We start from the raw sequence: 22698 nt of genomic DNA, 5'->3' as shown, positions 1-22698 counted from the left end.
ACCGACCGCCACAGCCCCGAGGTTTCGTGACGACAGCGTCTCACCCCTCTCTCCGGGCGCCCCGCGCAAGGTGCCCCCTTGGCCGCCTGTCCGGGCGCCGCGCCGGCGGCGCCCGCCGCGGCGCCTCCGGCGCGGCGCGGGCGCGAAGGCACCGCGCATGATCGACGATCTCACCCCGCCCGGGTCCGGGCGCCGCTACGCCGTCACGGCAGGGCGGGCCTGGCCCATGGGGCTGACGCTCGACGAGGACGGGGCGAACCTCGCGGTCTTCTCGGCCCACGCCACGAGGATCGAGCTGTGTCTCTTCGACGCCACTGGCCGCGAGACGCAGCGCCTCGCCCTGCCCGAGCGCGAGGGCGATGTGTGGTTCGGCTACGTCCCCGGCCTTGCCCCCGGCCAGCTCTACGGGCTGAGGGTGCACGGGCCCTACCGCCCCGACGAGGGGCACCGCTTCAACCCCAACAAGCTGGTGATCGACCCCTATGCCCGCCGCCTCACCGGCGAGCCGAACTGGGACGACGCGCTGATGGGCTACACGGTGGGCTCGGGCTCGGCCGATCTGGGCTACGACCGGCGCGACAGCGCGGCCTTCATGCCCAAATGCGTGGCCGTGCCGCCCCCCCTGCCCGAGCACGCTCCGCCGCCCGCCCCCGAGACGCCGCTCGCCGCGACCATCGTCTACGAGGCGCATGTCAAGGGGCTGACGATGCGGCACCCCTCCGTTCCGGCGCCCGGCACCTACACCGCGCTCGCCTCCGACCCGATGCTGGAGCACTTCACCCGTCTCGGCATCACGGCGGTGGAGCTGCTGCCCGTCCACGCCTTCGTCACCGACCGCTTCCTGCACGATCTCGGGCTGACGAATTACTGGGGCTACCAGTCCCTCGGCTTCTTCGCGCCCGATACCCGCTACATGAGCGGATCGGACATCGCCGAGTTCCGCCAGATGGTCGACCGGCTGCACGGCGCCGGCATCGAGGTGCTGCTCGACGTGGTCTACAACCACACCGGCGAGGGCAACCAGCTGGGGCCGACGCTGAGCTTTCGCGGGCTCGACAACGCCAGCTACTACCGCCTGCACGAGGACCGGCGCTACTACATCGACGACACCGGCACCGGGAACACCATGAACATCGACCACCCGATGGTGCTGCGCCTGGTGATGGACAGCTTGCGCTACTGGGTCGAGGTGATGGGCGTCGACGGCTTCCGGTTCGACCTCGCCACGACGCTCGGCCGCCGCGACCTGCGTCACGGCGGCGGCTACGATCAGGGCGCCGCCTTCTTCGACGCGATCCGGCAGGATCCGACGCTGTCGCGCGTCAAGCTGATCGCCGAGCCGTGGGACGTGGGCCCCGGCGGCTACCAGCTGGGCGCCTTCCCGCCGCCCTTCTGCGAGTGGAACGACAGGTTCCGCGACGGCGTGCGCCGCTTCTGGCGAGGCGATCCGGGCCGCGCGCCCGACCTTGCCGACCGGCTGACCGGCTCGGCGCGGCAGTTCGACCATTCGGGGCGCGCGGCCACGGCCTCGGTCAACTTCCTGACCGCGCATGACGGCTTCACCCTGCAGGACGTGGTCAGCTACGCCCACAAGCACAACGAGGACAACGGCGAGGACAACCGCGACGGCCATTCCGAGAATTTCTCGGACAACATGGGCCACGAGGGGCCGACCGAGGACGACGGCATTCGTGCCGCCCGCGCCTGGCGCAAGCGCGCGATGATGGCCACGCTCCTGCTCTCGCAGGGCACGCCGATGATCCTCGCCGGCGACGAGCTGGGCCACACGCAATCGGGCAACAACAACGCCTACGCGCAGGACAACGAGACGAGCTGGATCGACTGGGAGGGGGCCGACGACGACTTCCTGCGCTTCTGCGCGCGGATGATCGCCTTTCGCCGCGCGCATCCGATCCTGCGGCAGAAGCTGTTCTTGCATTCCGGCGAGCGCGCGGTCGACGGCAAGCCGGACCTGTTCTGGTGGTGCGCCGAGGGACGGCCGATGCGCACCTCCGACTGGCTCGATCCCGAACTGCAGCTCGTCTGCGTCGAGATGCGCACCGCCCAGAATACGCCGCCCTACGCGGTGACCGAGCGGGCGATCTTCGCCGTCTTCAACGCCGGAGCAGAGACGCGCGAAGTGGTGCTGCCCGAGGCGACGCCGGGCCGCTCGTGGCTGCGCGCGGTCGACACCGACGCGCCCGACGCGCCTGCGCGCCGGGCGACCGAGGACGATTCCGACCTGGCGGAGGGGAGCGTGCGGGTGGCGGGCCAGTCTGTCGCCGTCTTCGTGCTGGCGCTCGACCCGTGAGCGGCCCGGCCCCGCAGGACGCTCCGACGGACCCGCTGACGGCGCTCGCCGGACAGATGGGCGTGCAGCCGGCCTACCGCGACCAGACCGGCACCCTGCGCCAGACCTCCCCCGAGACCGCCCGCGCCCTGCTCGCCGCGATGGGAATGACCGTGGAGACGGCGGCCGAGGCGCGCGAGCATCTCGCAGAACGGCAGGCGGCACAGGCCGCGCGCCCGCTGCCCCGCTGGCAGGTGATCGAGGCAGGGCGCGCGGGCGCCGACGTGCCCTGCCGCGCGCCGCGCGCCCTCCTGCGGCTCGAGGACGGCGCCGAGCGCATCCTGGCGGCAGACGGCAGCGTGACGCTCCCCGCCCTTCCCCTGGGCCGCCACCGGCTCGAGGTGGGCGGCCATGCCTGCCCCCTGATCGCCGCGCCCGCCGCCCTGCCGCTGCCGCACCGCGGCTGGGGCGTGACGCTGCCGCTCTACGGCCTGCGCCCGCCGGAGCAGGGCGGCATCGGGGCCTACGACGACCTCGCCCGCGCGGCGTCGGCGCTGGCAGAGGCGGGCGCGGATTTCGTCGGGCTCAACCCGGTCCATGCGGGCTTCCCGACGGTCCCCGACCTGGCCTCGCCCTATTCCCCCTCTTCGCGCCGGCGCCTCAACGCGCTCCACGTTGCCGCGCGGCGCGAGACCGCGACGGCGGGCGAGCTGATCGACTACCGGGCCGACGCGCCCGCCCGCTTCGCCGCGCTCCGGGCCGAGTTCGACGCTGCGGGGACCTTGCCCGAGGCGTTCCACGCCTTCGCGGCCGAGGGGGGCACCGAGCTGCGCCGCTTCGCCCTGCACCAGGCGCTCTCGGACCGCTTCGGCCCCTACTGGACCGACTGGCCCGCCCCCTACCGGCGCCCCGACAGCCCCGAAGTCGGGGCCTTCGCCGAGCAGGAGGCGCGGGAGGTGACGTTCCATCTCTGGCTGCAATGGCGGGCCGACACCGCCCTGCACGCAGCGGCCGAGGCCGCCCGGCCGATGCGCCACGGCCTCTACCTCGACCTCGCGGTGGGCACCCACCCCGCGGGTGCCGAGACCTGGGCGCAGCCCGAGCTGTTCGCCCGCGGCGTCTCGCTCGGCGCCCCGCCCGACGCCTTCTCGCCCGACGGGCAGTCGTGGGGCCTCGCGCCGATGATCCCCGCGGCGCTGGAAGACACCGGCTTCGCCGCGCTGGCCGACACGCTCGCCGCGCAGTTCCGCCACGCGGGGCTTCTGCGGATCGACCACATCCTCGGCTTCGACCGTGCGTTCTGGGTGCCGTCGGGTGCGGCGCCCGGCGCCTACGTCACCATGCCCCGCGCCGCCATGCTCGCCATAGCCCGGCTCGAGGCCGCGCGCGCGGGCGCGCTGATCGTGGGCGAGGATCTCGGCAACGTGCCCGAAGGCCTGCGCGAGGCTCTGGCCGACAGCGGGCTGATGGGCTGCGCCGTCGCGCAGTTCGAGACGGGCCCGGATGGCTGGAGGCGGGCCGAGGACTACCCCGAGGCGGCGCTCGCCTCGTTCGGCACCCACGACCTGCCCACATGGCAGGGCTGGCGACAGGGGCGCGACATCGCCGCCCGCGCGCGGATCAACGGGTGGGACCCTGCGTTTCATCGCCAGGCGGCGGCCGAGCGGCGCGCGGATGTCGCCGGCTTCGAGGCGCTGATCGGCGGCACGACGCACGAGGATGTCGCCCGGTTTCTCGGCCGCACACCCGCGCGGCTGGTGGCAGTGCAGATGGAGGATGTGCTGGGCCTCGCCGACCAGCCCAACCTGCCCGGCACGACGGACGAATACCCCAACTGGCGGCGCCGCCTGCCGCTCGCACCCGAGGACGCGGCGCGCAGCCCGGGCCTGCGGCGCGCGGCAGCGCTCATGGCCGAGACAGGACGAAAGGAGCCAAGGATGGACGTGATCACGGTCGCCACAGACCCGATCGAGGGGCAGAAGCCCGGCACCTCGGGCCTGCGCAAGAAGACGCGCGTCTTCATGGGGCCGCATTACCTGGAAAATTTCGTGCAGGCGATCTTCGACGGGATCGGCGGCGCGCAGGGCAAGACGCTCGTGCTCGGCGGCGACGGGCGCTACTTCAACGACCGCGCGGCGCAGGTCATCCTGCGGATGGCGGCCGCGCAGGGGGCGCGCCGGGTGATCGTGGGCGCGGGCGCGCTGCTCTCCACTCCGGCCGCGTCGAACCTCATCCGCACGCGCCGCACCGATGGCGGCATCATCCTGTCGGCCTCGCACAATCCCGGCGGCCCCGACGAGGATTTCGGCGTCAAGTTCAACACGCCGAACGGGGGCCCGGCGCCGCAGGACGTGACCGAGCGCATCCACGCCGCCTCGATGCGGGTCAGCGACTACCGGATCCTCGAGAGCCAGGATATCGACCTCTCGCGCCCTGGCGAGACGACCCTCGGCGCGACGACGGTCGAGGTGGTCGATCCCGTGGCCGACTACGCCGCGCTGATGGAACGGCTCTTCGACTTCGACCGCATCGCGGCGCTTTTCGCGGGGGGCTTCCGCATGCGCTACGACGCGATGAACGCGGTGACGGGGCCCTATGCGCGCGCCATCCTGGAGGGGCGGCTCGGCGCGCCCGAAGGCACCGTGGTAAACGGTCATCCCCTGCCCGATTTCGGCGGCATGCACCCCGACCCGAACCCGATCTGGGCGAAGGAGCTGATGGACGCGATGATGGCCGAGGGCGCCCCCGATCTCGGCGCCGCCTCCGACGGCGACGGCGACCGCAACATGATCGTGGGCCCGCACACCTACGTCACCCCGTCGGACTCGCTCGCGGTGCTCGCGGCCAACGCCCATCTCTGCCCGGGCTACGCCGACGGGCTCGAGGGCGTCGCCCGGTCGATGCCGACGAGCCGCGCGGTCGACCGTGTGGCGCAGGCGCGGGGCATGGCCTTCTACGAGACGCCTACCGGCTGGAAGTTCTTCGGTAACCTGCTCGACGATGGCCGCGTGACGCTCTGCGGCGAGGAGAGCGCGGGCACCGGCTCGGCCCATGTCCGCGAGAAGGACGGGCTGTGGGCCGTGCTGATGTGGCTGAACCTGCTCGCGGCGACGGGCAAGACGGTGCCCCGGGTCATGGCCGACCATTGGGCCGAATTCGGCCGCGACTTCTACTCGCGCCACGATTACGAGGGGCTCGATGCCGGGGTCGCGGGCAAGCTGATGGAGGATCTGCGGCTGCGACTCGACGACATCGCCGGGACCGAATGGGGCGGCCGCATGGTCGAAGCGGCCGACGAATTCGCCTATGACGACCCTGTCGATGGCTCCCGCGCCGAGGCGCAGGGCCTGCGCGTGCGCTTCTCGGGCGGCGGGCGGATCGTGTTCCGCCTGTCGGGCACGGGCACGTCGGGGGCGACGCTGCGCGTCTACCTCGAGGACTACACCGACGATCCCGCCCGCTTCGGCGAAGATCCGCAGGTGGCACTCGCACCGATGATCGCGGCGGCCGACGCGCTGGCCGGGATCGCCGCCCGCACCGGCCGCACGGCGCCGGACGTGCGCACCTGAGGGACCGGCCAGCCGTCGGGGCGCCCGGGGGGCGCCCGGCGGGGCGCCCGGTCACGGCGCCGGCATCCCGACCCCCGCGGTGACCTCAGGGCCGGTCGCGCGGGGAAGCTGCCGGCCCCGATCCCTCGTGCGGCGACGACCCGTCGCCCTTGCCGGTGCCCTCGACCTCGCGGACAGCCCGGTGCAGATGTGTCTCGGGCACGAAGCCTTCCGGGTCGTCGAGCGTGGCCGCGTGCAGGTAGAGCTCGCCCGGCCAGATCGTGCACATGTAACTGAGAAGGGTGCCGCAAGCGGGACAGGCGCCGCGTGTCACGCCGGCCGAGGTGGCGCGGAAGGCACGCCGCGCCTCCCACCGCACGACCGGCTTGGGAAAGCCGAGATAGCCGACCGGCGAAGCCCCTGTCAGGCGTCGGCAATCGGCGCAGTGGCAGAGAACCGAGCGGAAGGGCGAGGCCGACGCCCGCCACGCCACCCGGCCGCACCTGCACCGCCCCGTCATCATGCGCCTCCGCCCCCGCCGCGCCCCTCTCGGCCGAGCAGGAGAGCGCGCCACGGCATCGGGTCAAGCGAAAGACAAGGGCGCTGTCGCCACATGGTGGTCCAGGAGAGACCCTGTGGCGGTCGCACCAGGATTCGAACCTGGGGCCTCTACCTTCGGAGGGTAGCGCTCTATCCAGCTGAGCTATGCGACCACGCGGGGTGACATATCCCCCGCCACGGGCTTTCGCAATCCCCGAGCCCTGCGCGGGCGACACTTTCGCGCCGGGGCGGGGGGCGTCTCCCGGTGCTGAGGGCGGCCCTGCGCGCGACGCCAAGGGCTGCCGCGGGCGGCGGCATGGTCGGCAATGCCGGACAGGAGAAACGCAGCCGTCTCGTGGGCGAAAGGACGGAAGGCGCAGCCGAGACCGATCTCTTCTGGGCCTGACGCGCTGGCGGTCGGCGAGGTGCTCCGCCTGCACGGGGCGCTTCGGCCCGAGGCCGCCTGCACATGGCGATCTCGTCGGGCGCGCTGGCAGCCTCGGCAAAAGCGTGGCGCGGTGTGCGGCCGTGTCTGCCGGCCCTCGGCAAATACCATGCTCGACAGCCCCGGTTGCGCCCTGCCCCGGTGGAAGCGCGGGAGCGTCGCCTCCGGAATGGCCGCTTTCGGCTTCGTGAGACTGGTCGGGGTATGGATGTCTGCGTCTCAGGAGTAGCGCTCCTGGAGGACGCGCTCGACTTCGGCGGCGAACTTCGCTGCAGCGACCGGGAGAGTCCGACCGCGGAGCTGGCAGAGGTAGAGCGAGCCCTCGGGGATGTCGCGGGTGTCCACGGGGCGCGAGACGATGCGTTCCTGCCCGTCCCGCCCAGGCAGGCCGACCGGGATCTGGAACGAGATCAGGTGCTCGTGGCCGGGATAGCGGCGCAGGAACTCGAACGTGTCGGCCTCGAGCGCCACCGGCAACTCGACCGACGAGCGCAGCAGCGCGGTGTCGAGCAGGTTCCGCACGCCGTATTGCGGGGCGGGCAGGCCGACGGGAAAGGCCGCGCAGTCGCGCAGGCGGACGCTCGGCCTGTCGGCGAGCGGGTGATCGGCGGCCATAACCGCGTGGATCTGCTGGCGCACCGCGATGAGCACCTGGATCTCGCGCACGCGCACGGGCTCGAAGATCAGCGCGATGTCGGACGACAGCTCGACCAGGGCCTGCTCGGCCGCCTGCCGGTCGCGCACCGCTACGCTGAAGGTGACCGCCGGGTGCGCCCGCCGGTAGGCCGAGATGCGCTCGGGCAGGAAGTAGGGCAGCAACGCCTGGCTGCAGGCGATGGCGACGTGCCCGCGCCGCTCGCCCGCCAGGTCGGCGAGTTGGCTCTTGAGCTTCTCGAAGTCCGACATCTGTGCGCGGATATGCGCGATCAGCAGCTCGCCGGCCGTGTTCAGCCGCACGCCCCTCGGCAACCGCTCGAAGATCGGCACGCCCAGCTCCTCCTCCAGCGCGAGCACGCGCCGGTTGAGCGCGGTCGAGGTGATCGACAGCGTGTCGGCCGCCTTCCGGATCGAGCCCGCGCGCGCGATCGCGTCGACATAGGCCAGCGGCATAAGGTGGCGTTGGGGCATGGTCCGATCTCTCCCGGCTTGCGGTGCAAATCATGCATCACTCTGCTGCGAACTTAGCAGACGACAGCAGCACACGATTCGCGAGACGGTGATCGGGCAAATCATCGCGAGGGGCCCGCCGGGCCGCCCCGCCAGACCGGGAGACACGGACCCATGAACCATTCGCCGCTTTCCCGCCGTGCCGTCCTGAAGGGCGGCGCGGCGCTCGCGGGCGCCGCCGCGCTCGCGCCTCTGCCGCAGCGCGCCGCCGCCTCGGGCAACCTGACCGTCGGCTTCATCTATGTCGGCCCGAAGGACGATTTCGGCTACAATCAGGCCCATGCCGAGGGTGCCGCCGCCGTCAAGGCGATGGAGGGCGTCACCGTCGTCGAGGAAGAGAACGTGGCCGAGACCATCGACGTGCAGAAGTCGATGGAGTCGATGATCAACTTCGACGGAACGACCCTGCTCTTCCCCACCTCGTTCGGCTATTTCGACCCGCATATCCTTGAGGTCGCGCCGAAATACCCCGAGCTGCGCTTCCAGCATTGCGGCGGGCTCTGGCAGGAGGGCGTTCACCCCGGGAACGTCGGCTCGTATTTTGGCTATATCGGGATGGGGCAGTACCTCAACGGCATTACCGCCGGCCACGCCACGCAGACCGGGAAGATCGGTTTCGTCGCGGCCAAGCCGATCCCGCAGGTGCTGCTGAACATCAACTCCTACCTGCTGGGCGCCCGCGCAGTGGACCCGTCGATCACCTGCCAGGTGATCTTCACCGGCGAATGGTCGCTTGCCGTCAAGGAGGCCGAGGCGACCAACGCGCTGGCCGATGCCGGCTGCGACGTGGTCACCTGCCACGTGGACGGGCCGAAGGTGGTGATGGAGACGGCCGCCTCGCGGGGGATGTTCCTCAACGGCTACCATGCCGACCAGTCGGCGCTGGGCGCCGACAAGTATCTGACCGGGGCCGAGTGGAACTGGGCGCAGGTCTATACCGACATGGTCAGGGCCACGATGGCGGGCGAGCCGATCCCCAACTTCGTGCGCGGCGGGCTGGCCGAGAACTTCGTCAAGATGTCGCCGCTGGGGCCGGCGGTGTCGGACGCCGCGCGCAACCAGTTCGAGGCGACCAGGGCCGAGATCCTCAAGGGCGGCTTCGCCGTCATCGAGGGCCCGCTGAAGGACAACCGCGGCAACGTCATCGCCGCCGAGGGGCAGGCCTTCGAGGAGAGCGACGTGGCGCTCGAGAGCATGGACTACCTCGTCGAGGGCGTGGTCGGCTCGACCTCCTGAGCCGGGGCCGAGGGGGGGCGTCATGGCGATCACCGACCGCGACATGGGGGCGGGCCTGCGCCCGTCGCTGGCACCCGACGGCTGGCTGGCCGCGCTGGCCCGCCGGGCGGAGGCGGTGGTCATCCCCCTCGGCGCGCTGCTCGCCGGTCTCGCCGTGTTCGGGCTGTTCCTGCTGACGCAGGGCAAGTCGCCGGCAGAGTTCTATTCGCTGGTCTACAAGGCGGGGTTCGGCACATGGTTTTCGTGGCAGAACACCCTGTCGCGCGCCGCGCCGCTGCTGCTCGCCGCGCTCTGCGTTGCGTTACCCGCACGGCTCGGTCTCGTCGTCATCGGCGGCGAGGGGGCGATCGTGACCGGCGGCTTGGCCGCCGGCGCGCTCGCGGGCGCTCTCGCGGGCCTGCCCGGGGGTGTGGGTCTTCCCCTTCTCGCGCTGGCGGGCGGGCTCGCGGGGGCGGTCTGGATCGGCGCGGTGGGCGCGCTGCGCCACTATCGCGGCGTGAACGAGACGATCGCGAGCCTCCTGATGGCCTATATCGCCATCGCCCTGATGAACCATCTCGTCGAGGGGCCGCTGCGCGACCCGGCCTCGCTCAACAAGCCCTCCACCGCGCCGCTGGCCGAGCAACTGCGGATCGGCGACATGCCCGGCATGGACGTGCACTGGGGCTTCGCCGTGGGCGTGCTCGCCTGCATCGCCGCCTGGGTGCTGATCGACCGCACGACCTGGGGCTTCGCCGCGCGCATCGCCGGGGGCAACGTGCGGGCGGCACAGGTGCAGGGGCTCCCGGTGGGGCGTCTGATCGTCGGCTTCACCGCGCTCGGCGGCGCCTGCGCGGGGCTCGCCGGCATGATCGAGGTGGCGGCCGTGCACGGCTCGGCCAACGCCTCGCTCGCGGGCGGCTTCGGCTATACCGGCATCCTCGTGGCCTTCCTCGCCCGCCACAACCCGCTGGCCATCATCCCCGTGGCGATCCTGCTGGCCGGGTTCGAGGCGTCCTCCGGCCTCGTGCAGCGGCGGATGGACCTGCCGGACGCCACCGTGCTGGTGCTGCAGGGCTTCGTCTTCGTGGCCATCCTCGTGTCGGAGACACTCTACGGCCGCTTCCGGGTCTTTGCGCCGGAGCGGTGGAGGGCGGCGTGATGGAGGGCGATCTCGGTCTCTGGGCGATCCCGCTCGCCATCCTCGGGGGCGCGATCCGCGTCTCCACCCCGTTTCTCTTCGTCTCGCTGGGCGAGGTGCTGACCGAGCGCTCGGGGCGGATCAATCTCGGGCTGGAGGGCACGCTCGTCTTCGGCGCGATGTCGGGCTATGCGGTGGCCTATCTGACGGGCTCGGCCTGGGCGGGGGTGCTGGCGGCCGCCGCGGCCGGAAGCGTCTTCGGCCTCGTCCACGGGGTGCTCTGCTCGCTGCCGCGGGTCAACGACATCGCCATCGGCATCGCGCTGATGCTGCTGGGCATGGGGCTGGCCTTCTATTTCGGCAAGCCATTCATCCAGCCCGTCGCGCCCGACCTGCCGGCGATCCCGCTCGGCTGGTGGGCCGAGAGCCCGCAGGTGCAGGCGGCGCTGCGCGTCAACGTGCTGTTCCTCGTCGGCATCGTCGCGGCCGTCGCGGTGTGGTGGATGTTCCGCGCCACGCGCGTCGGCCTGCTGATCCGCGTCGTGGGCGATTCCACCGACGCGGCCCGCGCCATGGGCCTGCGCCCGGCCGTGATCCGCACGCTGGCCACGGCGGCCGGCGGTGCCTTCGCCGGCGTGGGCGGCGCGTATCTGTCGCTGTTCTACCCCGGCAGCTGGAACGAGGGGATCTCGTCGGGGCAGGGCCTGATGGCGGTGGCGCTGGTGATCTTCGCGCGGTGGAACCCGATCGCCTGCTTCTGGGCGGCGATCCTCTTCGGCGGCGCGGGCGCGCTCGGCCCCGCGCTGCAATCGGTGGGCGTAACCGAGGGCTACTACCTCTTCTACGCCGCGCCATACGTCCTCACGCTCGGCGTGCTGATCGCCACCTCCTCGCCCACCCGCGCGATGACCGGGGCGCCGGCCGAGCTGTCCATCACCAAGTAGGAGACCGACATGAACGGATTGGGGGGCCTCAACAAGAGCCCGAACGGCGTGGTCATCGGGCTGGTCCAGCTGCAGCTGCCGGTGGTGGAGACGACGGCCGATCTGGCCGCGCAGACCGAGAAGATCGTGTCGATGGTCGGCAAGGCGCGGCGCAACATGCCCACGATGGATCTGGTCGTGTTCCCCGAATACGCCCTGCACGGCCTGTCGATGGACACCAACCCCGAGATCATGTGCAGCATGGACGGGCCGGAGGTCGCCGCCTTCAAGGCCGCCTGCATCGAGCACGACATCTGGGGCTGCTTCTCGATCATGGAGGCGAACCCCGGCGGCTACCCTTACAACACCGGCATCGTGATCGACCCCGCGGGCGAGGTGCAGCTCTACTACCGCAAGCTGCACCCCTGGGTGCCGGTCGAGCCGTGGGAGCCGGGCGACCTCGGCATCCCCGTCATCGACGGGCCGAGGGGCTGCAAGCTCGCCCTCATCATCTGCCATGACGGGATGTTCCCCGAGATGGCGCGCGAATGCGCCTACAAGGGCGCCGAGGTCATGCTGCGCACGGCCGGCTACACCGCCCCCATCCGCGACTCGTGGCGCTTCACCAACCAGAGCAATTCGTTCTGCAACCTGATGGTGACGGCCAATGTCTGCATGAGCGGGTCCGACGGGACGTTCGACTCGATGGGCGAGGGGATGATCGTCGACTTCGACGGCACGGTGCTGGCGCACGGCACCTCCGGCCGGGCCGACGAGATCATCACCGCCGAGGTGCGCCCCGACCTGGTGCGCGAGGCCCGCGCGACCTGGGGGGTGGAGAACAACATCTACCAGCTCGGCCACCGCGGCTTCGTCGCGGTGAAGGGCGGCGCGCAGGACTGCCCCTACACCTACATGCACGACCTCGCCGCGGGCCGCTATCGCCTGCCCTGGGAGGACGAGGTGCAGGTGACCGACGGCACCTCCTGCGGCTTTCCCGCACCCGCCCGCCTCCATGGCGGGGGCAAGCAGGAGGCGGCGGAATGAAGGACGCGGTGCAGCACACCGTCGCGGCCGATCCCTATGCCTGGCCCTGGAACGGCGACCTGAGGCCGGAGAACACGGCGCTGATCGTCATCGACATGCAGACCGATTTCTGCGGGAAGGGCGGCTATGTCGACGCGATGGGCTACGACCTGTCGCTGACCCGCGCGCCGATCGAGCCGATCAGGGCGGTGCTCGCGGCGATGCGCGCGAAGGGCTACCCCATCTTCCACACGCGCGAGGGGCATCGCCCCGACCTGTCGGACCTGCCCGCCAACAAGCGGTGGCGCTCGCAGCGGATCGGCGCCGGCATCGGCGACCCCGGCCCCTGCGGCAAGATCCTCGTGCGCGGCGAGCCGGGGTGGGAGATCGTCCCCGAACTCGCGCCACTGCCGGGCGAGACCGTGATCGACAAGCCCGGCAAGGGCAGCTTCTGCGCCACGGATCTGGAGCTGATCCTGCGGACGCGCGGCATCGACAACCTCGTGATCTGCGGCATCACGACGGATGTCTGCGTCTCAACCACCATGCGCGAGGCGAACGACCGCGGCTTCGAGTGCCTCGTGCTGGCCGATTGCTGCGGCGCGACCGACCCCGGCAACCACGAGGCCGCGCTCAGGATGGTGACGATGCAGGGCGGGGTGTTCGGCGCCGTGGCCGACAGTGCCGCCCTGATCGCGGGCCTGCCATGAGCTCGCCCACCCACACGCCGCAGGGCGCGCTCGGCGTCGAGACGCTCGGCATGACCATGCGCTTCGGCGCCTTCACCGCGCTCGACGACGTGTCGATCCGCTTCGCGCCGGGCACCTTCCACGCGCTGCTGGGCGAGAACGGCGCCGGCAAGTCGACGCTGGTGAAGTGCATGATGGGGTTCTACCACGCCACCTCGGGCCAGATGCTGGTGGACGGGCGCGAGGCCCGCATTGCCGACCCGCGCGACGCGCACGCGCTCGGCCTCGGGATGGTCTATCAGCATTTCACGCTCGTCCCCTCGCTGACGGCGGCCGAGAACCTCGTGATCGCGCGCGAGGACGCGCCGCGCGTCATCGACTGGCGCTCGGAGATGGCGGCGCTCGAGCGGTTCATGGCCGCCATGCCCTTCGCCGTGCCGCTCGACCAGCCGGTGCGGGCGCTTTCGGCCGGCGAGAAGCAGAAGCTGGAGATTCTCAAGCAGCTCTATCTCGGCCGCCGCTTCCTGATCCTCGACGAGCCGACCTCGGTACTCACGCCCGACGAGGCCGACGAGGTGCTTGGCCACGTCAAGGCGCTCTGCGCGGCGGGCACGATCACCGTGCTGATGATCACCCACAAGTTCCGCGAGGTGACGGCCTATGCCGACGACGTCTCGGTGCTGCGCCGTGGCCGGCTGGTGGGCGGGGGGCGCGTGGCCGACCTGACCCACGAGGACATGGCGCGCCTGATGATGGGCGACGCCGAGCTGGCCAGCCCCGCTCCCCGCTCGGGCGAGACCGGCGACGCGGTGCTGGAGGTGGCGGGCGTCCGCGCGCGCGACCGCTCGGGGCTGAGGGACATACGGATCGACGCGCTCACGGTGCGCGCGGGCGAGATCGTGGGTGTCGCCGGCATATCCGGCAACGGCCAGATGGAGCTGATGGAGGTGTTGACAGGCCAGCGCCCGCCGCTTTCGGGCGAGATCCGCGTCAAGGGCGCGCCCTACGGCGCCACGCGCGAGGAAGCGCGCGTGCGGGCCGTCCGCTACCTGCCGGAAGAGCCGCTGCACAACGCCTGCGCGCCGCGCATGTCGGTGACGGAGAACATCGGCTTCCGCAGCTTCGACCTGAACGGCGCCGGCACGCGGTTCTGGCTGTCGGGGGCCGAGATGCGCCGCCGCGCCGCCGATCTCGTGGCCGAGTTCAAGGTGAAGGCCGCCTCGCTCGACGCGCCCATCGCCGCGCTCTCGGGCGGCAACGTCCAGCGCGCGGTGCTGGCGCGGGAGCTGACCGGAGAGGTCGACCTGCTGGTGATCTCCAACCCGTGTTTCGGGCTCGATTTCACCGCCGTGGCCGAGATCCGCGCGCGCATCATGGCGGCGCGCAACGCGGGCACGGCGGTGCTGCTGATGTCGGAAGACCTCGACGAGATCATCGAGCTGGCCGACCGCGTGCTGGTGATGTCGGAGGGGCGCATCGCCTACGATCGCCCCGCCGCCGAGGCCGACCGCGCCGAGATCGGCCACCACATGGGGGGCCACGCATGAGAGAGATCGCGGGGGCGCAGCCCTTTCCCTTCCGGTTCGATCCCGCCACGACGGCGCTGATCGTGATCGACATGCAGCGCGACTTCATCGAGGAGGGCGGCTTCGGGGCGGCGCTCGGCAACGACGTGCGGCCGCTGCGGGCCATCGTTCCCACCGTCGCCCGGCTGCTCGCGGTCGCCCGCGGCGCGGGCCTGCCGGTGATCCACACGCGCGAGTGCCACCGCCCCGACCTGTCGGACTGCCCGCCCGCCAAGCGCGAGCGCGGCACGCCCGCCCTGCGGATCGGCGATCCCGGCCCGATGGGCCTTGTTCTGATCGCGGGAGAGCCCGGCGCCGAAATCGTGCCGCAGCTCGCCCCTGCCGCGGGCGAGATCGTGCTCGACAAGCCGGGCAAGGGCGCCTTTCACGCCACCGACCTGTCGGGCCATCTCGCCCGGCTCGGCACGCGGTCGCTGATCTTCGCGGGCGTGACCACCGAGGTCTGCGTGCAGACGACGATGCGCGAGGCCAACGACCGTGGCTTCGCGTGCCTGCTCGCCGAGGACGCGACCGAAAGCTACTTTCCCGCCTTCAAGGAAGCGACGCTCGAGATGATCCGCGCCCAGGGCGCCATCGTGGGCTGGACGGCCACCGTCGACCGGATCGCCGCCGCGCTCGCCCCGGCCGAGGCCGATGCCGAGGCGGAACATGGATAAGGCGGTTCCGATGCCGAGCCATCACGTCGGGCTTCTCGACGGCGGATGGCGCGGCCTGCCCTTCGCCCCGTTCCGGCACGGCGTGGAGATCTGCCAGCTGCGCGCGGCCGATCCCGCAGTGGCGCTCCTGCGTTACGCGCCGGGCGCGGCGGTGCCCCGGCACGCGCATACGGGCCTCGAGACGATCCTCGTGCTCGAGGGCGTGCAGAGCGACGAGCGCGGCCATTATCCCGCCGGAACGCTGGTGCTCAACCCGGCCGGCACCGAGCACTCCGTCTGGTCCGAGGGGGGGTGCGTGGTGCTGATCCAGTGGGAGCGCCCGGTGCGGTTTCTCGACGAGGAAGATGACCTGTGACCACCCTCTCCGACCTGCCCTTCGACATCGCCTCTCTGCACGCCGCCTACGCCGCCGGCCTCTCGCCGGCTGCCGCGATGGACGAGGCGCTCGCCCGCGCGGCCGCCGCCGACGACCCGGGCATCTTCCTCCACCTCCGGCCCGCGTCCGTCCTTGCGGCCGAGGCCGGGGCGCTGCCCCGGTTCGATCCCGCGGCCTACCCGCTCTGGGGCCTGCCCTTCGCCGTGAAGGACAACATCGACGTGGCCGGCTGCCCGACGACGGCGGCCTGCCCCGCCTACGCCTATCACGCCGAGGCCGACGCGACCGTGGTCGCCCGCCTGCGCGCGGCAGGGGCCATCCCCATCGGCAAGACCAATCTCGACCAGTTCGCCACCGGGCTGGTCGGCACGCGCACGCCCTTCCCCGTGCCGCGCAACGCGGTCGATCCCGCGCTCGTGCCCGGCGGCTCGTCGTCGGGCTCGGCGGTGGCGGTCGCGCGCGGGATCGTGCCGTTCGCTCTCGGCACCGACACGGCGGGCTCCGGCCGGGTGCCGGCCGCGCTCAACAACATCGTCGGGCTGAAGCCCAGCCTCGGCGCCCTGTCCGCCACGGGCGTCGTCCCCGCCTGCCGCACCCTCGACACCGTCTCGGTCTTCGCGCTCACGGTCGAGGACGCCTGGGCCGCCTTCCACGCCGCGGCCGGCCCCGACCCGGCCGACCCATGGTCACGCGCGATCGCCGTGCCGCCCCTCGGCCCCCCACCGCCGGCCCTGCGGATCGGCGTGCCCGACGCCGCGACGCGGGAGTTCTTCGGTGACGGAGCTCGAGCGGCCGGCTTCGGCGCGGCGCTCGACCGTCTGGCGGGATTCGGCGCGCAGATCGTCGAGCTCGACTTCTCGCCGTTCTTCGAGGTCGCCGCGATGCTCTACGAAGGCGCCTGGGTGGCCGAGCGGATGACCGTGATCGAGGACCTGCTGCGCCGCGAGCCGGAAGCCTTGCACCCGGTCACGCGGCGTATCGTGGGCGGCGCCGACCGGCTGTCGGCGGCCGACGCCTTCCGAGGCATCTACCGGCTGGAAGAGCTCAAGCGGCAGGCCGAGCCGCTGCTCGACGGCACCGACCTGCTGGCGGTGCCGACCATCCCGACGGTCTGCTCGCTCGCCGAGATCGAGGCCGACCCCGTCACCCCTAATTCCCGGCTGGGCACCTATACCAACTTCGTCAACCTGCTGGACCTCTGCGGCATCTCCGTTCCCACCGGACCGGAGCGCGACGGCCGCCCGGGCAGCCTCACGCTGCTTGGCCGTGCCGGTCAGGATGGGCTGGCCGCGGCGGTGGCCGCGCGCCTCCACCGGGCTGCCGGCGGCACGCTCGGGGCGACGGGCCATGCCCCGACCGCCGTTGCGGAGCCGCAGCCGCGGGCGATGCCGGGCGAGGTGGCCCTCGCCGTGGTGGGCGCGCACCTGTCGGGGATGCCGCTCAACCCCGAACTCACGGCGCGCGGCGCGCGGTTCCTCGGAGAGGCGCGAACGGCGCCGCGCTACAGGCTCTTCGCCCTGCCGGGAGGGCCGCCCACACGGCCGGGCCTCCTCCGCGCCAAGAACGGGGGCGCCATCGCGGCGGAGATCTGGGCACTCCCGCTCGAGCAATTCGGCGGTTTCGTCGCCGCTGTCCCCGCGCCGCTGTGCATCGGCACCATAGATCTCGAGGACGGCCGATCCGTGAAGGGCTTTCTCGTCGAGGCGGCAGCGACCGAGGGCGCCGACGACATCACGCCGCTTGGCGGCTGGCGGGCCTATCACGCTTCGACGCTGACGGCGGGCTGACGGTCAGAAGGCGGTGCTGGCTCCCATGGCCCGACGCGGCGGCTCCGGCCGTCACCCGAGCAGATCGTGGCAGAGTTCGAGCGCCTCGACCAGCGTATCGACCTCGCCCGTGGTGTTGTAGAGGCCGAAGGAGGCGCGGCAGGTCGCCGTCTCGCCCAGGTGATCCATCAGGGGCCCGGCGCAATGGTGGCCCGCGCGCACGGCGACGCCCTTCTTGTCGAGGATCGTCGAGATGTCGTGCGGGTGGGCGCCGCCGGCCATCGTGAAGGAAAAGATCGCGCCCTTGCCCGGCGCGTCGCCATGCACCTTGAGCCAGTTCAACCCGTGCAGCCGCTCGCGGGCGTAGTCGCGCAAGGAGGCCTCGTGGGCGGCGATGTTCTCCATGCCCAGCCCCATCATGTAGTCGAGAGCGGCGCCGAGGCCGATCTGCTGCACGATGCCGGGCGTGCCCGCCTCGAACTTCATCGGCGGCTCGGCATAGGTCACTTCGTCACGGTGGACTTCCCTGATCATGTCGCCGCCGCCCATGAAGGGGCGCATCTCGTCCATCCGTTCCCTTCGGATGTGGATCGCGCCCGAGCCGGAGGGGCCGTAGAGCTTGTGCCCCGTGACCGCGTAGAAGTCGGCGCCGATCGCATCGACGTCCACCGGCAGGTGCACCGCCGCCTGCGAGCCGTCGACCAGCACCGCCGCGCCCTTGTCGTGGGCGCCCTTCACGATGGCGGCCACGTCGACAACGGTGCCGAGCACGTTCGACATGTGGGTGACGGCGACGAGCCTCGTCCTCGGGCCGATGGCGTCGATCACCGCCTGGGGGTCGAGCGATCCGTCGGGCTCGGTCTCGACCCATTTCAGCACCGCGCCGTGGCGCTCGCGCAGGAAGTGCCAGGGCACGATGTTGGCGTGATGCTCCATCACCGACAGGACGATCTCGTCGCCCGGCTCGATCCGCGGCATCGCCCAGCCGTAGCAGACGAGGTTGATCCCCTCGGTCGTGCCCGAGGTGAAGACGATCTCGCGCTCGTCGGCCGCGCCGAGGAATCGCGCGATGGTGCCTCGGACGGCCTCGTAGCGCTCGGTCGACAGGTTCGACAGAGTGTGCAGGCCGCGGTGGACGTTGGAATATTCCTCGGCATAGCCGCGCGTCACCGCGTCGATCACCGCCTGCGGCTTCTGCGCCGAGGCGCCGTTGTCGAGATAGGTCAGCGGTTTGCCGTTCACCTCGCGGGCGAGGATGGGAAAATCGGCGCGGATCCTTTGGACGTCATACATTCGGGGCCTCCCCGGGGACGGTCAGGCCGAGCAGCGTGAGGACGAGCGACAGCGCGAAGACGATCGCGAGCAGCGACACCACGATCATGACGAAGACCATCGCGGCACTCTCGAACTCGTGCACGGCCATCACGAACTGCGTCAGCAGCCAGAAGAAGAAGACGATGCCCGCCAGCCCTACCAGCCCCGAGAGCGCGGGCGAAACGAAGCCGACGCCGAGCTGGACGACCTGCAGGCAGACGAGCAGGAATTGCAGCCAGGTCACGGCGGCGATCGAATCCTCGATCCGCCCCACCCCGCCGAAGCTGCGGCCGATCCAGTGGACGGCGAACACCATGATCACGAGGATAGCGCCCTGGATCATCCCGACGAGGAGCGGGCTCTGGGCGAAGGGCAGGAGCGCCTCGCCCTCGGCCGCCGGGCCGCCCGAGAGAAGGAGCGACGAGACCTGCGCCGCCATGGCCGAGAGCGCCACGACGAGCACGAGCGCCTGCCAGAGAACAGGTGCCGGCAGGTCGAGCGCGACGAGCCGGCGGGCCGCGCCCTGCGGGTCGGAAAAGGTCTGCCGGATCAGGCCGGGGATGAGGGCGGTCTCGGACATGGTTCAGGCACGCCTTTCCTGGGGCCTCTCCGCTTCGCGCAGCGATATGCCCCAGATCGACAGGAACGCAAGGGCGGTGACCGACGAGGCGATGGTCAGTTCGGGCCCCTCGCCGAAAAACCCCGCCGCCATCCCCTGCAGCAGGAAGAGCGGCGAGGTGGCGAGAAGCGTCCAGAACAGGGCCGCACGCGCCCCCCACCACGTGCCCTTGCCCCCGAAGAGACGGGCGACGATGTGCGACAGCGCGGCGATCCCGTAGAGCAGGAGCGGCGCGATGAAGAGCCACGCGAACAGCGCCGCGCCGATGCGCGCATCGAGGGGGGCGCCTTCGGGGTCGAGCATCGCCTCGCGCTGCAGCCGCGGCCACTGACCGATGAAGATGATGAGGCACGCCCCCATGACCCAGGCGATGCCGCGATCCTCGCGCGGGCCGCCGTCCAGCAGACGCCGGATCACGGCCCGCGGCGACCGGTAGGTGCGGACGATCTCGGTCGAGATGGCCAAGCGCTACCTCCGGCGCGCCAGCCACGCCTCGAGGCGCGAGGTTATGTCGTCGGCGATCTTCTCGTCGTCGATTTCCTCGATCGCCTCGGCGAGGAAGGCGAGCACCATAAGGTCCGTCGCCGGCCCCTCGGGGATGCCGCGGGACCGCAGGTAGAACAGCCCCTCCTCGTCGATCGCGCCCGAGGTCGAGCCATGCGAGCACGCCACGTCGTCGGCGTAGATTTCCAGTTCCGGCTTGGCGAGGAACTGGCTGTCCTCGTCGAGCAGCAGCGACTGGCTGATCTGGTAGCCGTCGGTCTTCTGCGCGCCGGGCTGGACGAGGATCTTGCCCTGGAAGACGCCGATCGCGCCGTTGCGCAGGACCTTCTTGAAGACCTGCCGGCTCTCGCAGCGCTCGGCGTCGTGGGTGACGAACACCGTGTCGTCGTGGTGGAAATCACCGTCGCCGAGGCACGCGCCGGCGACGTGGGCCACCGCGTCGTCGCCGGTAAATTCGACGACGACCTCGTTGCGCGTGAGCACGCCGTTGGCCGTCAGGGTGAACGACTTGAACGTGGCCTCGCGGGCGACCTGCGCGAAAATGTGGGTGGCCGCGCGCCGCTCGTGGTCGCGGCCCTGCGCGCGGACATGGTGGAAGGTGCCGCCTTCGGCCACGTCGACCTCCATCACCTTGTTGAAGCGCGCGGCGGCGGGGCCGTTTTCCAGCACCGTCAGCTCGGCGCCCGCCTCCACCTTGATGCAGTGGTGAAGGATCGCGTCGGAAGTCTCTGACCGGTGGAGGTAAACCAGGCTTACGGGCTTGGCCGCCCGGCCCGTGACGCGGATCAGCACGCCGTCGGTGGCGAAGGCGGTGTTGAGGGTGGCGAGCGGACGGCGGACGGGCGACTGCCCCCGCGCCTCGAGCGTGCCGTAAAGATCGCGCGCCCAGTGAAGATCCCTGGTGCTTGCCTCTTCGAGGCGCTCGATCTCGACACCGGCCAGCGACGGGTCGTCGGACTTGTCGGAATCGAACACGCCATCGACGAACACCAGCTTGACCCGGTCGATCTCGCCGAAGACGGGCGCCTCGCCGTCGTCGTCGAACAGCGCCGCCTGCACCGGCTCGGGCTGAACCAGCGTCGCGGGATCGGTATATTTCCAGTATTCGTCGCGCTTGTGCGGCAGGCCGGTCTCGCGCAGCCGCGTCAGCGCGGCGTTGCGCGCCGACACGATCCAGCCGCCGCCCGCGGGCATGGTCATCGCGGCCAGCCGCGCCTCGAGCGCGTCGTGCTTGGCCTGTAGCGCCTGCTGCTTGACCCTGGTCGGCGTCGCCATCACGCGGTCTCCTCGTTCAGGTGGCCGTATCCCTCTTCCTCGACCTGGCGTGCCAACTCCGGCCCGCCGGTCTGCACGATGCGCCCGCCCGACATGATGTGGACGACGTCGGGCACGATATGGTCGAGCAGGCGCTGGTAATGGGTAATGACGAGGAAGGAGCGCCCGGCGTCTCGCAGCGCGTTCACACCCTGCGAGACCAGCTTCATCGCGTCGACGTCGAGGCCCGAATCGGTCTCGTCGAGGATGCACATCCTGGGCTGCAGAATCGCCATCTGCAGGATCTCGTTGCGCTTCTTCTCGCCGCCCGAGAAGCCCACGTTGACCGGCCGCTTCAGCATGTCCTGGTCCATCCGCAGATCCTTCGCCTTCTCGCGGACGAGCTTGAGGAAGTCGCCGGCGCTGATCTCGTCCTCGCCGCGGGCCTTGCGCTGGGCGTTCACGGCCGTGCGCAGGAAGGTCATGTTGCCGACGCCGGGGATCTCGACGGGGTACTGGAACGCCAGGAACAGGCCGGCCGCCGCGCGCTCCTCGGGCTCCATCGACAGGATGTCGGCGCCTTCGAGCGTGGCCGAACCCTCGGTCACCTCGTAGCCGTCGCGGCCCGAGAGCACGTAGGAGAGCGTCGACTTGCCCGAGCCGTTCGGCCCCATGATCGCATGGACCTTGCCGGCCTCGACGCTGAGGTCGACGCCCTTGAGGATCTCCTTGTCCTCTTCCTCGAGTTTCACGTGCAGGTTCTTGATGTCGAGCATGTCGGACTCCTTCAAATGCGTGCGCCCGGCGCTGCCGCGGCAGGCCGGGGATTGCTGGGTTCGAGTGCGGGAACGGGGCGGCGCGGGGCCGCCCGAAGGGTCAGCGCACGATCTCGGCGAGCGGCGGCCACTGGCCGAGCGAGGCCATCGCGGCCTCGGTCGTCGGCGCGGTAAAGAAGCCGAGGACGGGGGCAGGCAGCCTCTCGGGCCCCGCGAGCGCCACCGCCGCGGGCAGGGCGAGCAGCACCAGGACCGACAGGCCCGGCCCGCCACCTCGCCGGGCGCGCCGGCCGCGGTGCTTCTGGCCCGGCGGACAGTGGATGACGCCGTCGGGCGCCCATGTTCTGCCCCGTTCGATCCGCTGGATTCGCTCGTGAAAGCGCTTGTCGGCCGGCATCCTTGCCCCCTTCTTCAACCTTTTCCGCAAGACATGCGCAGCGAAGCGGGCGCGCATGTGGCACGCGCGCGGCGAGCACTGGCAGAAGCGGCGGAAATTCGGCGGTGAAGGCAGGCATGGGGCCTCGGCGCGTCGTGGTGCGGTCGGGATCAGGAGAGCGTGACGGCGGTGCCGGAAACCGAGACCATCAGCATGTTGTTGACGACCTCGTAGTCGATATCGACGCCGACAATGGCGTTGCCGCCGATGGCGCGGCCATGCTCCTCCAGCTCCGAGAAGGCGGTCTCGCGCGCCTCGCGCAGGCTCGCCTCGTAGGCGCCGGAGCGGCCGCCGATGATGTCGGTGATCCCCGCGAAGATGTCGCGGAAGACGTTGGCGCCGAGGATGGCCTCGCCGACCACGACGCCATGATAGGCGGTGATGGTGCGGCCTTCGACGGTGGGAGTGGTGGTGACGATCATCTCTG

The 22698-nt window shown here is 71.2% G+C and carries 20 protein-coding genes, 1 tRNA gene and 1 pseudogene; 12 read left to right on the top strand and 10 right to left on the bottom strand.

All coding sequences use genetic code 11. From position 1 onward, the window contains the following. Nucleotides 1-157 precede the first annotated feature (157 nt). The 3 genes and pseudogenes from glgX to DLJ49_RS22095 all read left to right on the top strand — a co-directional run bounded on the left by glgX (nt 158) and on the right by DLJ49_RS22095 (nt 5859). Nucleotides 158-2311 carry a glycogen debranching protein GlgX gene (gene glgX, locus DLJ49_RS11355; protein WP_233488961.1) on the top strand — a complete coding sequence of 718 codons (2154 nt, stop codon included), beginning with the start codon at nt 158-160 and terminating at the stop codon, nt 2309-2311. A 56-nt stretch (nt 2312-2367) separates the two neighbouring features. Next, nucleotides 2368-4146, top strand: a pseudogene (gene malQ / locus DLJ49_RS22100) (4-alpha-glucanotransferase); the annotation flags it as partial. A gap of 81 nt (nt 4147-4227) precedes the next feature. After that, nucleotides 4228-5859, top strand: a complete 1632-nt coding sequence (locus DLJ49_RS22095) for an alpha-D-glucose phosphate-specific phosphoglucomutase (protein WP_199533359.1) — start codon at nt 4228-4230, stop codon at nt 5857-5859. 85 nt (nt 5860-5944) lie between these two features. Here DLJ49_RS22095 and DLJ49_RS11345 read toward each other — a convergent pair whose 3' ends face one another. The 3 genes from DLJ49_RS11345 to DLJ49_RS11335 form a co-directional block, all read right to left on the bottom strand. Further along, nucleotides 5945-6331: a GFA family protein gene (locus DLJ49_RS11345; protein ID WP_158547452.1), complete on the bottom strand. Its 387-nt coding sequence runs from the start codon at nt 6329-6331 to the stop codon at nt 5945-5947. Between the two features lie 143 nt (nt 6332-6474). Then, nucleotides 6475-6551, bottom strand: a tRNA-Arg gene (locus tag DLJ49_RS11340). A gap of 491 nt (nt 6552-7042) precedes the next feature. Next, a complete protein-coding gene (locus DLJ49_RS11335; protein ID WP_115393667.1) occupies nt 7043-7951 on the bottom strand; it encodes a LysR family transcriptional regulator in 909 nt (302 codons plus the stop codon). 153 nt (nt 7952-8104) lie between these two features. On the opposite strand from DLJ49_RS11335, the gene DLJ49_RS11330 reads away from it, so the two are divergent. Genes DLJ49_RS11330 through atzF form a run of 9 tightly spaced genes read left to right on the top strand, consistent with a single transcriptional unit; the run spans nt 8105 to nt 17389 of the window. Beyond that, on the top strand, nt 8105-9226 hold the full coding sequence (locus tag DLJ49_RS11330) for a BMP family ABC transporter substrate-binding protein (protein ID WP_115393666.1): 1122 nt from the start codon (nt 8105-8107) through the stop codon (nt 9224-9226). 22 nt (nt 9227-9248) lie between these two features. Continuing rightward, on the top strand, nt 9249-10367 hold the full coding sequence (locus DLJ49_RS11325; protein ID WP_115393665.1) for an ABC transporter permease: 1119 nt from the start codon (nt 9249-9251) through the stop codon (nt 10365-10367). Beyond that, on the top strand, nt 10367-11290 hold the full coding sequence (locus DLJ49_RS11320) for an ABC transporter permease (RefSeq protein ID WP_115393664.1): 924 nt from the start codon (nt 10367-10369) through the stop codon (nt 11288-11290). Before DLJ49_RS11325 ends, DLJ49_RS11320 begins: the two co-directional genes overlap by 1 nt. Nucleotides 11291-11299: 9 nt before the next feature. Then, complete coding sequence (locus tag DLJ49_RS11315) at nt 11300-12316, top strand: formamidase (protein WP_115393663.1); 1017 nt, start codon at nt 11300-11302, stop codon at nt 12314-12316. Further along, nucleotides 12313-13005, top strand: coding sequence for a biuret amidohydrolase (locus tag DLJ49_RS11310; RefSeq protein WP_115393662.1), 693 nt, complete (start codon nt 12313-12315; stop codon nt 13003-13005). Before DLJ49_RS11315 ends, DLJ49_RS11310 begins: the two co-directional genes overlap by 4 nt. Beyond that, nucleotides 13002-14531, top strand: a complete 1530-nt coding sequence (locus DLJ49_RS11305) for an ABC transporter ATP-binding protein (protein WP_115393661.1) — start codon at nt 13002-13004, stop codon at nt 14529-14531. Before DLJ49_RS11310 ends, DLJ49_RS11305 begins: the two co-directional genes overlap by 4 nt. After that, a complete protein-coding gene (locus DLJ49_RS11300; RefSeq protein WP_115393660.1) occupies nt 14528-15226 on the top strand; it encodes a cysteine hydrolase family protein in 699 nt (232 codons plus the stop codon). The genes DLJ49_RS11305 and DLJ49_RS11300 overlap by 4 nt, the downstream gene beginning before the upstream one ends. 10 nt (nt 15227-15236) lie before the next feature. Next, complete coding sequence (locus DLJ49_RS11295; RefSeq protein ID WP_115393659.1) at nt 15237-15581, top strand: cupin domain-containing protein; 345 nt, start codon at nt 15237-15239, stop codon at nt 15579-15581. Further along, nucleotides 15578-17389 (top strand): allophanate hydrolase, encoded by a 1812-nt coding sequence (gene atzF / locus DLJ49_RS11290; protein ID WP_115393658.1) that lies wholly within the window; start codon nt 15578-15580, stop codon nt 17387-17389. The genes DLJ49_RS11295 and atzF overlap by 4 nt, the downstream gene beginning before the upstream one ends. A gap of 51 nt (nt 17390-17440) precedes the next feature. Here the strand turns inward: atzF and DLJ49_RS11285 are convergent, their stop codons facing one another. From DLJ49_RS11285 to DLJ49_RS11255, 7 genes are all read right to left on the bottom strand, one after another. After that, the gene (locus DLJ49_RS11285; RefSeq protein ID WP_115393657.1) at nt 17441-18661 is read right to left on the bottom strand and encodes a cysteine desulfurase; all 1221 of its coding nucleotides are present in this window, start codon (nt 18659-18661) and stop codon (nt 17441-17443) included. Next, complete coding sequence (locus DLJ49_RS11280) at nt 18654-19262, bottom strand: Yip1 family protein (RefSeq protein WP_115393656.1); 609 nt, start codon at nt 19260-19262, stop codon at nt 18654-18656. Before DLJ49_RS11280 ends, DLJ49_RS11285 begins: the two co-directional genes overlap by 8 nt. 3 nt (nt 19263-19265) lie before the next feature. Beyond that, a complete protein-coding gene (locus tag DLJ49_RS11275) occupies nt 19266-19766 on the bottom strand; it encodes a YIP1 family protein (protein WP_115393655.1) in 501 nt (166 codons plus the stop codon). 3 nt (nt 19767-19769) lie between these two features. Beyond that, nucleotides 19770-21080, bottom strand: a complete 1311-nt coding sequence (gene sufD, locus DLJ49_RS11270; RefSeq protein WP_115393654.1) for a Fe-S cluster assembly protein SufD — start codon at nt 21078-21080, stop codon at nt 19770-19772. Next, nucleotides 21080-21835, bottom strand: a complete 756-nt coding sequence (gene sufC / locus DLJ49_RS11265) for a Fe-S cluster assembly ATPase SufC (protein ID WP_115393653.1) — start codon at nt 21833-21835, stop codon at nt 21080-21082. The genes sufD and sufC overlap by 1 nt, the downstream gene beginning before the upstream one ends. A 100-nt stretch (nt 21836-21935) precedes the next feature. Beyond that, nucleotides 21936-22232 carry a hypothetical protein gene (locus DLJ49_RS11260; protein WP_115393652.1) on the bottom strand — a complete coding sequence of 99 codons (297 nt, stop codon included), beginning with the start codon at nt 22230-22232 and terminating at the stop codon, nt 21936-21938. A gap of 149 nt (nt 22233-22381) precedes the next feature. After that, complete coding sequence (locus DLJ49_RS11255; RefSeq protein ID WP_115393651.1) at nt 22382-22693, bottom strand: heavy metal-binding domain-containing protein; 312 nt, start codon at nt 22691-22693, stop codon at nt 22382-22384. Nucleotides 22694-22698 lie beyond the last annotated feature (5 nt).

It is taken from the genome of Rhodovulum sp. 12E13, from assembly GCF_003340565.1.
Lineage (GTDB): Bacteria > Pseudomonadota > Alphaproteobacteria > Rhodobacterales > Rhodobacteraceae > HLUCCA09.
This window is presented reverse-complemented; position numbering and strand designations above follow the sequence as displayed.